An 11,942-nucleotide genomic window follows, 5' to 3' on the forward strand; every position below is an offset into this window, starting at 1 on the left:
GTAACAAAAAATTTATGGTCCCGGACGGGTACGGCCGTACCTGTTCCGGGTGGCCATAAATATGAACACTCGTACCCGCTTGTCAGCGGACCGAGTGCCCTGTCCAACCCCGCCATGCCTGTAAGCAGGGCATCACCTGCAAAGGTGCCGACCTACTCCATTCCACAATTTTTTACGCCTGGATCGTCCACGGGAACATCAACCGGCCACAAGGGTCGTTAATTCCACGGGTTGCGCGTCGAACGGTGACGAACAGGCGCGGATCGCGGGTTGATTCCACCTTTCTCACGCCCTACAGTGCGCGCCGAACGTCCATGCTGGAAACGATCCATCCGGCTCAAGTACTGAGTAGGCGAACCAAAGTGGGGATACGGAGGACGTTCAGTTTGCAGCCACTTATTCTTTCAGTTTGCCCATGGAGTCCCTGAGTATGTCGATCCAGGTCGAAGACTATTTCGCACGCGACACCTTCCAGAAAATGAAGGCGTTCGCCGACAAGCAGGAAACCCCGTTCGTCCTCATCGATACACAGATGATCAGCCAGGCCTATGACGACCTGCGCGCGGGCTTCGAATTCGCCAAGGTCTACTACGCAGTCAAGGCCAACCCGGCCGTCGAGATCATCGACCTGCTCAAGGACAAGGGTTCGAACTTCGACATCGCCTCGATCTACGAACTGGACAAGGTGATGGAGCGCGGCGTCAGCGCCGATCGCATCAGCTACGGCAACACCATCAAGAAGTCCAAGGACATCCGCTATTTCTTTGAAAAGGGCGTGCGCCTCTACGCCACCGACTCCGAAGCCGACCTGCGCAACATCGCCAAGGCCGCGCCCGGCTCTAAGGTGTACGTGCGTATTCTCACCGAAGGCTCGACCACCGCCGACTGGCCGCTGTCGCGCAAGTTCGGCTGCCAGACCGACATGGCCATGGACCTGCTGATCCTGGCCCGCGACCTGGGCCTGGTGCCCTACGGCATCTCCTTCCACGTCGGCTCCCAGCAGCGCGACATCAGCGTGTGGGACGCGGCCATCGCCAAGGTCAAGGTGATCTTCGAACGCCTGAAAGAAGAAGACGGCATCGAACTGAAGCTGATCAACATGGGCGGCGGCTTCCCGGCCAACTACATCACCCGCACCAACAGCCTGGAAACCTACGCCGAGGAAATCATCCGCTTCCTCAAGGAAGACTTCGGTGACGACCTACCGGAAATCATCCTCGAGCCGGGCCGCTCGCTGATCGCCAACGCCGGCATCCTGGTCAGCGAAGTGGTGCTGGTGGCGCGCAAGTCGCGTACCGCCGTGGAGCGCTGGATCTACACCGACGTGGGCAAGTTCTCCGGCTTGATCGAAACCATGGACGAAGCCATCAAGTTCCCGATCTGGACCGAGAAGAAAGGCGAGACCGAGGAAGTGGTGATCGCCGGCCCGACCTGCGACAGCGCCGACATCATGTACGAGAACTACAAGTACGGCCTGCCGCTGAACCTGGCCATCGGCGACCGCCTGTACTGGCTGTCCACAGGCGCCTACACCACCAGCTACAGCGCAGTTGAATTCAACGGTTTCCCACCGCTGAAGGCGTACTACCTGTAATCAGGTCCGGGGCCGCCTGGCGGCCCCGATCTCACCCCTCGCAGCGCTCGATCGCCTCGGCGTAGCGCGCCGCAAAGCTGGTCAGTGTCGGCCCCGCGTCCTGCAAGGTCGCCAGCGCACTGCGCAGGAAGTCCACGGGCCCCTGCTGTCGCGCCTGCTCGAACCACTGCGCCGCCTCGCCCATCTGCCCGCGTGACGCCAACACCAGCGCCAGACTGAACATGCCGCGAAAATCTCCCGCTTCGGCCGCCCGCCGATACCAGCGCGCCGCCCGCAACGGACTCGCCGTGGTCGCGATGCCCTGTTCCAGATAACGCCCGTACAGGTTCATCGACTTGGCATGGCCCATCTGCGCGGCCTTCTCATAGCAGGTCAGTGCCAGCCCCTGATCGGCGGGCAAGCCACGTCCGGTCGCCAACAGATTGCCCAAGTTGTACAGGCCCAGCCTGAGCCCGCATCGGCGGCCTGGGCATAGTGGATCGCGGCCTGGCTCAGCGCCACCTCGCCGCCCCAGCCATGCTCCAGGCAGCGGCCCAGCAGGTTGTGCGCCTTGGCATTGCCGGCCTGGGCTGCCACCGCCAGCCAATGGCGGGCCAGACGCTCGTCCTGCTCGATGCCGCGCCCGTCCAGCAGGATCTGCCCCAGCAGCGCCTGCGCCTCGACCACGCCCTGCCCGGCGGCGGCGAGAATCGCCTTGGCGGCTTGGCCAGGTTGATGGTCGAGCATCGACGCCAACTGATCGGCATCGAAGCGTTCCGAGGTGGAGGCAGACATGGGACGGTGACCTGTGAAATCGCAAAAGGCCCCCATCATAGGGAGTCGGTTTCAGTGCGGGCAAGGATGGCGGGACCAGCGCACGGTTGGATCACGCGCAAAAGACAGGCGTACCGACTCGCAAATGCTAACCAGTCTCAATTGTTACTCTCCCTTGCTTGCATTAGAATCCCAGCGCCGCGCTGGCAGCCCTGACCTAAACACCTCCACCACTAAGCGCCACCCTCTGGAATTCAAGGTAATCGAAGTGCTGAAGAAGTCGCTGTTCCAATTGCACTGGTTCTTCGGCATCAGTGCCGGCCTGGTCCTGGCGCTGATGGGCATCACCGGGGCGATCTGGTCGTTCCAGGAAGAACTGCTGCGCTTTTTCAACCCTGAGGTGTTGAAGGTCGAAGTGCGCCGCGAAGGCGTGCTGCCACTGCCGGAACTGGTGCGCCGCGCCGAGGCCGCCCAGCACGACAAGGTGGCCATGCTCTGGGTCGACACCCGCAGCGACGAGGCCGCCCGGCTGTTCTTCACGCCGCCCCCAGGCGAGCGCCGCGGCGAACTGCGCTATGCCGATCCCTACACCGGCGAACTGCTCGGCGCCGTGGCCGGTCAGGACTTCTTCAACCTCATGCTGCAACTGCACCGGTTCCTGGCCATGGGCGACAGCGGCCGACAGATCACCGGCGCCTGCACCCTGCTGCTGATCTTCTTCTGCCTGTCCGGCCTGTACCTGCGCTGGCCACGGCGGGCACGGGATTGGCGGGTGTGGCTGACCTTCGACTGGGCGCGCAAAGGGCGGGCGTTCAACTGGGATCTGCACGCCGTCGCCGGCACCTGGTGCCTGCTGTTCTATCTGCTGTTCGCCCTGACCGGCCTGTTCTGGTCCTACGAGTGGTACCGCGAGGGGCTGAACAGGCTGTTGGCCGACCCGCCTGCTGCCGGGCAGTCGACACTGTCGCGCAGCGAGCGCCGCGCACGGGCCATGGCACCGCCCGACAAGGACGCAGCGCCTTTGGTGGTGGATTATCCGGCCCTGTGGTCTGCCCTTCAGGTCGCGGCCGGACCGGGTCTGGTCTCCTACAACCTGCGCCTGCCCGCCACCGGTGGCCAACCCGCCAACGTGTTCTACATGCTGGACGACGCCGCACATCCGCGCGCCTACAACACGCTGACGCTGGATCCGGCCACCGGCGAGGTGAGCAGCCACGAGCGCTACACCGACAAGTCGTTCAAGGCACAACTGCTGCAGAGCGTCTATGCCCTGCATGTGGGTGAATACTTCGGCCTGACCGGACGCATCCTGCTCACCCTCGCCAGCTTGAGCATGCCGCTGTTCTTCGTCACCGGCTGGCTGCTGTATCTGGATCGACGCCGCAAACAGCGTCAGGTGCGTGCCGCTCGGGGCTCGGTGGACCACGTCAGCGACGGCGAAGGCGGTTGGCTGATCGCCTTCGCCAGCCAGAGCGGCCTGGCCGAACAACTGGCCTGGCAAAGCGCCGGGCAATTGCAGGCCGCGGGCGTGGCGGTTCAGGTGCGCAGCCTCGCCCAGCTCGACCAGGCGCAACTGAGCCAATCCTTGCGCGTGCTGTTCGTGGTCAGCACCTTCGGCGAAGGCCAGGCACCGGACAGCGCCCGTGGCTTCGAGCGCAACGTGCTGGGTCAGGCCCTGGACCTGAGCCACCTCAGCTACGCCGTGCTGGCGCTGGGCGATCGTCAGTACCCGCATTTCTGTGGTTTCGCCCGACGCCTGCACGCCTGGTTGGGTGAGCGCGGGGCGACTTCAGCGTTCAGCCCGGTGGAAGTCGATAACGCCGACGCCGGTGCGTTGCAGCACTGGCAACAGGCGCTGAGCGCGCTGACCGGTGCCGCGGCCGTCACCCCCTGGCAGGCGCCGGACTATGGCAACTGGCGCCTGATCCGACGACAGTTGCTCAATTCCGGCAGCCAGGGTGCACCGGTGTTCCTGCTGGGCCTGAGCGCCGAACGACCGAGCACGTGGGAGGCCGGCGATCTGGTGGAGATACTGCCTCGTCATGGCCAGGTACGGATCGACGCGTTCTTGGCGGGCCTGGGCCTGGATGCCGCGCAGCCGGTGCACCTCGACGGACTGTCGCAGCCACTGGGACAAGCGCTGGCCAGTCGTCAGTTGCCGGCCAGCCGCGAACACCTGGTCGGGCTGCATGCCCAGGCGCTGGTCGATGCACTGATCCCGCTCGACACACGCGAGTACTCCATCGCCTCCATCGCCAGCGACGGCGTGCTGGACTTGATCGTGCGCCAGGAACGGCATCCCGACGGCAGCCTGGGGCTGGGCTCCGGCTGGCTGACCGAGTACCTGCCACTGGACGGCCATGTGCGTCTGCGGGTACGCCGCAACAGCAGCTTCCACTTGCCTGCGGGGCCGGCACCGCTGGTGCTGATCGGCAACGGTACTGGCCTGGCGGGCCTGCGCAGCTTGCTCAAGGCGCGCATCGCCGCCGGGGAGCGGCACAACTGGCTGTTTTTCGGCGAGCGTAATCGAGCCTGCGACCTGCTCTGCGGCGAGCAGTTGCACGCTTGGCTGGACAGCGGCGATCTGGCTCGGCTGGACCTGGCCTTTTCACGGGATCAGGCGGAAAAGATCTACGTGCAGGATGTACTGCTGCAGCAGGCCGAGACGCTGCGCCGTTGGGTCGATGACGGTGCGAGCCTGTACGTGTGCGGCAGCCTTCAGGGCATGGCGGCGGGCGTGGATGCGGCGCTCAGGGGGATTTTCGGTGAGGATGGGGTGGAGCACCTGATCGAAGAGGGCCGCTACCGGCGGGACGTATATTGACCTTCCATCGGTGGCGGCCAGACCCTCTGGCTGCATGGCTCAGTGGATATCGAAGGTGTCGGCATCCAGGTTCGCCGGGAACCGCGCACGGTAGGCGGCCAGGTCCACGGCATTGAGCGCCACATGGAAGACACCGTCGGCTTCGGCTGCGCCCAGCAGGCTCTCGCCCTGGAAATCCAGCACCTGACTGTCCCCGAATAGGCAAAGCCCTTGCCGTCGGTGCCCACCCGATTCACCGCCGCCACATAGCACAGGTTCTCGATCGCCCGCGCGGGCAGCAGACGGTTCCAGTGCTGGCGGCGCGCTGCCGGCCAGTTGGCGGTGTACAACAGCAGGTCGGTGTCGTGCGGGTCGCGGCTCCACACCGGGAAGCGCAGGTCGTAGCAAATCAGCGGACGCACGCGCCAACCCTTGAGCTCGAACTGCACCTGCCGCTCGCCCGGCGTGTAGTGCTGGTGCTCGCCAGCCATGCGGAACAGGTGACGCTTGTCGTAGTGCAGCACCTCGCCATCGGGGCGCGCCCACAGCAGGCGGTTGCGGTGGCTGCCGTCAGCCGCACGAATGATCACGCTGCCGGTGATCACCGCGTCGAGCTTCTTCGCCTGGGCCTTGAGCCATTTACAGGTGGGCCCCTGCTCCGGCTCGGCGAGGCGCTCGGAATCCATGGTGAAACCGGTGGTGAACATCTCCGGCAGAATCACCAGGTCCGCCCCTCGGGCTTGCTCCAGCAGCACCTCGAAATGTGCATGGTTGCCTTCGCGGTCATGCCAGGCCAGGTGAGTCTGCACCAGGGCCAGGTTCAGGTTGGGCAGTTGGCTCAGATCGCGCATAGCTTTTCCGCTGCCTGACGCAGCGTCTCCTCACGTTTGGCGAAGCACAGGCGCACCAGGCGCTGCGCGGGGATGGGTTGCTGGTAGAACACCGACACCGGAATGCTCGCCACGCCGTGCTCGCGGGTCAGCCACAGCGCCATCTGCACGTCATCGAGGTCGGGACGGATCGCCGAGTAGTCCACCAGTTGGAAATAGGTGCCCGCCGCGCGGGTGAACCTGAAGCGCGAGGTGTGCAACAGGTCGCAGAACAGATCGCGTTTGGCCTGGTAGAAACCCGGCAGTTCGTCCACATGGGCCGGGTGTTCGGCCATGAAGTCGGCCAGCGCCCACTGCAGGGGCGTCACGCCACAGAAGTTGACGTACTGGTGCACCTTGCGCAGCTCCGCGCTCAGTGCTGGCGGCGCGACCACATAGCCGGTTTTCCAACCCGTAACGTGATAGGTCTTGCCGAACGAGCTGACCACGAAGGCCCGCGCGTACAACGCCTCGTGGGCCAGCACGCTGGCATGCTGCACCCCGTCATAGACCAGGTGCTCGTAGACTTCGTCGCTGAGCAGGTACAGATCGCGCCCGGCGATCAGCGCCGCCAACTGGTCGAGGTCTTCGCGGGTAATCAGCGCGCCGCTGGGGTTATGCGGGGAGTTGAGCACCACCAGGCGCGTGCGGGGTGTCAATGCATCGCTGAACGCTTGCCAGTCGATACGAAAATCGCCATCGCTCAGTTGCAGATGCACGCAGCGACCGCCAGCCAGTGCCACGGCGGGTGCGTAGCTGTCGTAGCAGGGATCGAAGACGATTACCTCGTCACCGGGCTGAATCACTGCCTGGATGGCGCAGAAGAGCGCCTCGGTGGCGCCGGGGGTAATGGTGATTTCCTGCTCGGCGTCCACCTGAACGCCATACAGGCGGGCAATCTTCGCCGCGACCTGTTCGCGCAGCACTGGCAGGCCGGTCATGGGTGCGTATTGGTTGTGGCCGGCGCTCACATGTCGCGAGACCGCTTCGAGCAGCGCGGGCGGTGCGTCGAAGTCGGGAAAACCCTGGGAAAGGTTGAGCGCGCCGGTCTGGGCGGCGAGCTGGGACATGCGGGTAAAGATGGTCGTGCCGACGTTCGGCAGTTTGCTGCGGATCATGGAGCCCTCTTTCCTGCGGACTGAGGGGGGATAAGCTACAAGCTCAGAACGGCAAGCGACAAGTCAGAAGGAGCGACGGTTCGCCGCTCCTTCTTGGGATCAGCGCTTGTCTTTGCGCTTCTTCTCGGCCTTCTTGTGGTGCGACATCAGGCGGCGCTTCTTGTTGACCTGACGGTCGGTGAGGGTGTTCTTGTTGCCCTCGTAGGGGTTTTCGCCGCCTTTGTACTCGATACGGATCGGCGTGCCGACCAGCTTGAGGACACGGCGGTAGGTGTTTTCCAGATAACGCGAGTAGGAACGCGGAATCTTGTCGGTCTGGTTGCCATGGATCACGATCAACGGCGGGTTGGCGCCACCGAGGTGGGCATAGCGCAGCTTGATGCGGCGACCGTTGACCAGCGGCGGCTGGTGCTCGCTGACGGCGTCCTCGAGAATCTGCGTCAGGCGGCTGGTCGGCCAGCGGGTGACGGCCGACTTGAACGCGGCCTGCACCGACTTGTACAGGTTGCCAACGCCCGTGCCGTGCAGCGCGGAGATGAAGTGGATATCGGCGAAATCGACGAAGAACAACCGGCGCTCCAGCTCGGTCTTCACGTAGTCGCGCTCGCCCGACTCCATGCCATCCCACTTGTTCAGGGCGATGACGATGGCCCGGCCGGCTTCGAGGGCGAAGCCCAGCAGGTTGAGGTCGTGGTCGACCACACCTTCACGGGCGTCCATGACGAACACCACCACGTTGGCGTCCTTGATCGCCTGCAGCGTCTTGACCACCGAGAACTTCTCGACTTCCTCGTGGATCTTGCCGCGCTTGCGCACACCCGCGGTGTCGATGAAGGTGTACTTCTCGCCATCGCGCTCGAACGGAATGTAGATGCTGTCGCGCGTGGTGCCCGGCTGGTCGTACACCACCACACGCTCTTCACCGAGCATGCGGTTGACCAGCGTGGACTTGCCGACGTTGGGACGGCCGATGATGGCGATCTTGATACCATCCTTCTCGCTCGGCCCAGGAATGCGCACCGCTTCCTCGCCCTCGGCGACCTCAGCGTCCAGCGCTTCTTCGACCTGGTCGCGCGGGATGTGGCCCAGCACAGCTTCCATCAGGCCATTGATGCCGCGGCCTTGGGAGCCGGCCACCGGGATGGCGTTGCCCATGCCCAGCGGCGAGAACTCGGCGCGGGCGACGTCGGCGTCGATGTTGTCGATCTTGTTGGCGACCAGGATCGCTTCCTTGTTCCGCTTGCGCAGATGCTCGGCGATCATCTGGTCGGCAGCGGTCATGCCGGCACGGGCATCGACCAGGAACAGGACATAGTCGGCTTCTTCGATGGCCATCAGCGATTGCGCGGCCATTTTCTCGTCCATGCCCACTTCGTCGCCGGTGATACCGCCGGTGTCGATGAGGATGTAGGAGCGACCCTGCCAGCTGGCGTCGCCGTACTGGCGGTCACGGGTCAGGCCCGAGAGGTCGCCGACGATGGCATCGCGGGTCTTGGTCAGGCGGTTGAACAGGGTGGATTTGCCGACGTTCGGCCGTCCCACCAGGGCGATTACGGGAACCATGCGGCTCTCCACTCTGAATTCTTGAAAATGCAAAGGCCGCTGCAAGGCAGCGGCCGGAGTTCGGGCGGCGCGTCCTGCGCCGCAGCCTGAAACCGAGGTCGGTTTCAAGCATAGCTTCAGCGGATGGTCAGTGCCTCGAGCTTGCCGCTGTTGCCATAGACGTAGATGGTGTTGCCCACCACCAGCGGACGGGCACGCAGGCCGTCGCTGTCGATGCGCTCACGGCTGACGAAGCGACCGTCGACCTGGCTGAGCAGGTGCAGGTAACCCTCGAAGTCGCCCACCGCCACATAGCTGGAGAACACCTCTGGCGCGGACAGTTGGCGACGGGCCAGGGAGTCGTTGCTCCACAGGGCCGACGACGAGCGCTCGTCGATGCTCTCGACGGTGCCGGACGCCTCGCTGACGTACACGTTGCCCAGGCCCTGGGCGACGCCCACGTAGCTGGAGGCATCGCGCTGCCACAAGACACGACCGCTTTCCAGGTCCAGGCCAGCGACGCGGCCCTGGTAGCTGCTGACGTAGAGCACACCGCCGGACAGCTGCAGACCGCCGTCGATGTCCACCACGCGCTCCAGTTCCGAACGACCTTGCGGGACGGCGACGCGCGCCTCCCACACCGGTACGCCGTTCTGGGTATCGACTGCGACCACCTTGCCAGTGGACAGACCTGCCACGGCCATGCGATTGGTCACGATCGGCGCGCCGGTGCCACGCAACGTCAGCACCGCAGGCGAGCTTTCGTAGATCCAGCGACGGTCGCCGGTGTTGAAGTCCAGGCCGACCAGACGATCATCCTGGGTCTGCACCACCACCACGTCACCGTTGGTGGCCGGCGGAGCCAGCACCTCGCTGGTCACGCGCGAGCGCCAGCGCTCTTCGCCGGTGCTGGCATCCAGAGCGATGACTTCACCTTTGAGGGTGCCCATCATCACCAGGCCGTAGCCCACGCCGACAGCACCGGACACTGGCACTTCCAGGTCCTTGTCCCAGATCACGTCACCGTTGAGGCGGTTAAGTGCGTAGACCTTGCCATTGACGTCGGCCGCGTAGATACGGTCGTTCTCGATGGCCGGCACCAGGAGGTTGTACTTTTCCCCCTGACCGTCACCGATCGAACGGCTCCACTGCTTGGTCAGCACCACCTCTTCGGTGAACTTGGTCAGTTCGGCCGGGGGCAGTTCCTTCTTGCTGTTGCTGCTGCAACCCGCGGCCAGGACGGCCAGGGCGAGCACTGCTGCTTGTTTCCAACCGGTCACTTCACGCGTCCCCTTTGGCCAGGTCATCGAGCTTCAGTTGCAAACCACCGATCGCGGCGTCGTCAGACAGCGCGGCCTTGGCTTTTTCGTAGGCACCATGGGCATCGTCGGTACGGCCCAATTGCACCAGCAGATCGCCTTTGAGCTCCTCGCGACTGGCCTGGTAGGCCTTCTCGGCGTTGCCGTCGAGCAACTTGAGTGCCTCTTCGGCTTTGTTCTGCGCCGCGAGCACGCGCGCCAGACGCTGACGGGCGAGCTCGCCCAGGGTCGCGTCGGCGGGTTTATCCACCACGCCCTTGAGTTCTGCGGCAGCGTCGTCGAGCTTGCCGCTCTCCACGGCCACTTTCGCCACGAACAGGCTGCCATACTGGGCGTAGGCGGTGCCGCCGTACTCGCTCTTGAGCTTGCCGGACAACTCGGCCACCTTGGTCGCATCCGGCTTGCCGTCAGCCGACAGGGCCGTTTCGATCAACGCCTGATAGACCATCGAAGCGCCCTGCGACTGGTTGTTCTGGTACTTGTGCCAGGCCTGCCAGCCCATCACCACCGCTGCGGCGAGCAAAGCACCGGTCAGCAGCGGCTTGCCGTTGCGGTTCCACCAGTCCTTGGCTGCGACCAGGCCTTCATCATCGGTACTCGACACCCCAATACTCCTTTTCAGCAATTCGGCTGTATGACCGCTTCACGCCTGCGCGAGAGCAGCTTGCAGGTGCTCGGCCAGAGCATCCCAGGCAATGTTCTGTTGTTCGCCCTGGCCACGCAGGGGTTTGAAACCTACCACTTGTTGCGCCAGTTCGTCGTCCCCCAGGATCAGGGCGAACAGCGCCCCGCTGCGGTCGGCCTTCTTGAACTGGTTCTTGAAATTGCCACCGCCGGCGTTGACGGCAAGGCGCAGCGCCGGCAAGCGGTCGCGCAGTTGCTCGCTGAGCGCCAGCCCCGCCAGCTCGGCCTGCTCGCCGAAAGCGCACAGGTAGACATCCAGCGTGCGCGCAATCGACTCGGGCACCTGACCCAAGGTTTCGATCAGCAGCAGCAGGCGTTCGATGCCCATGGCGAAACCCACGCCAGCGGTAGGCTTGCCGCCCATCTGCTCGACCAGGCCATCGTAACGGCCACCCGCGCAGACCGTGCCCTGGGCGCCGAGCTTGTCGGTGACCCACTCGAAGACGGTCTTGCTGTAGTAATCCAGGCCACGCACCAGCTTGGTGTTGATCACGAACGGGATACCGGCGGCGTTCAGGCGCGCCTTCACGCCGTCGAAATGCACGCGCGACTCTTCGTCCAGGTAATCCTCCAGCTTCGGCGCACCGACCAGCGCAGCCTTGGTGCCCTCGTGCTTGCTGTCGAGGATACGCAACGGATTACTCTTGAGGCGGCGCTGGCTGTCTTCGTCCAACTGGTCGAGGCGCTCGGAGAGGAACTCGACCAGTGCCTCGCGATAGCGCCCGCGCGCTTCGCTGGTGCCCAGGCTGTTGAGTTCGAGGGTGACGGCATCCTGAATGCCCAGGCGCGCCCACAGACGCCAGGTCAGCATGATCAGCTCGGCATCGATGTCGGGACCGGCCAGGTTGAACACCTCGACGCCGATCTGGTGGAACTGGCGATAGCGCCCCAGTTGCGGGCGCTCGTGGCGGAACATGGGCCCGACATACCAGAGTTTCTGAACCTGGCCGTTGCCGATGATGCCGTGCTCGAGCACGGCACGCACGCACGCGGCAGTGCCTTCCGGACGCAAGGTCAGCGAGTCCTTGTTGTCCTGGAAGGTGTACATTTCCTTTTCGACGATATCGGTGACTTCGCCGATCGAACGCTTGAACAGTTCGGTGAACTCGACGATCGGCGTGCGGATCTGGCTGTAGCCGTAGGTGTCCAGCAAGCTGGCCACGGTGCCTTCGAAGTAGCGCCACAGCGGCGATTGCTCGGGCAGGATGTCGTTCATGCCACGAATGGCTTGCAGCGATTTGCTCACGAAAAGTCCTTACG

Annotated in this window: 7 protein-coding genes and 2 pseudogenes; 2 read left to right on the forward strand and 7 right to left on the reverse strand. The window is 64.3% G+C overall.

Translation table 11 applies throughout. The features are described 5' to 3' along the window. The first annotated feature begins 430 nt into the window (after nt 1-430). Nucleotides 431-1,594, forward strand: coding sequence for a type III PLP-dependent enzyme (locus GKC70_RS19570; RefSeq protein WP_039575523.1), 1,164 nt, complete (start codon nt 431-433; stop codon nt 1,592-1,594). A 31-nt stretch (nt 1,595-1,625) separates the two neighbouring features. On the opposite strand, the pseudogene GKC70_RS19575 reads toward GKC70_RS19570, so the two are convergent. Beyond that, nucleotides 1,626-2,368: pseudogene (locus tag GKC70_RS19575) on the reverse strand (tetratricopeptide repeat protein). A gap of 247 nt (nt 2,369-2,615) precedes the next feature. Here GKC70_RS19575 and GKC70_RS19580 point away from each other — a divergent pair. Beyond that, complete coding sequence (locus tag GKC70_RS19580) at nt 2,616-5,171, forward strand: sulfite reductase flavoprotein subunit alpha (RefSeq protein ID WP_342649640.1); 2,556 nt, start codon at nt 2,616-2,618, stop codon at nt 5,169-5,171. A gap of 39 nt (nt 5,172-5,210) precedes the next feature. Here the strand turns inward: GKC70_RS19580 and GKC70_RS19585 are convergent. From GKC70_RS19585 to hisS, 6 genes and pseudogenes are all read right to left on the reverse strand, one after another. Further along, nucleotides 5,211-6,001, reverse strand: a pseudogene (locus GKC70_RS19585) (amidohydrolase). Further along, nucleotides 5,989-7,137, reverse strand: a complete 1,149-nt coding sequence (locus GKC70_RS19590) for a pyridoxal phosphate-dependent aminotransferase (RefSeq protein WP_342649641.1) — start codon at nt 7,135-7,137, stop codon at nt 5,989-5,991. The pseudogene GKC70_RS19585 and the gene GKC70_RS19590 overlap by 13 nt, the downstream one beginning before the upstream one ends. Before the next feature lie 99 nt (nt 7,138-7,236). Beyond that, entirely contained in the window at nt 7,237-8,700 is a 1,464-nt protein-coding gene (gene der, locus GKC70_RS19595; RefSeq protein WP_039575508.1) for a ribosome biogenesis GTPase Der, read from the reverse strand. A 116-nt stretch (nt 8,701-8,816) separates the two neighbouring features. Beyond that, nucleotides 8,817-9,959, reverse strand: a complete 1,143-nt coding sequence (gene bamB, locus GKC70_RS19600; protein ID WP_342649642.1) for an outer membrane protein assembly factor BamB — start codon at nt 9,957-9,959, stop codon at nt 8,817-8,819. A gap of 1 nt (nt 9,960) precedes the next feature. Beyond that, nucleotides 9,961-10,602, reverse strand: coding sequence for a tetratricopeptide repeat protein (locus GKC70_RS19605; protein WP_029613648.1), 642 nt, complete (start codon nt 10,600-10,602; stop codon nt 9,961-9,963). 39 nt (nt 10,603-10,641) lie between these two features. Continuing rightward, nucleotides 10,642-11,928: a histidine--tRNA ligase gene (gene hisS, locus GKC70_RS19610; RefSeq protein ID WP_342649643.1), complete on the reverse strand. Its 1,287-nt coding sequence runs from the start codon at nt 11,926-11,928 to the stop codon at nt 10,642-10,644. Nucleotides 11,929-11,942 lie beyond the last annotated feature (14 nt).

Origin of the sequence: Pseudomonas sp. REB1044, from assembly GCF_038813925.1 — a bacterium.
Classification (GTDB): Bacteria; Pseudomonadota; Gammaproteobacteria; order Pseudomonadales; family Pseudomonadaceae; genus Aquipseudomonas; species Aquipseudomonas boreofloridensis.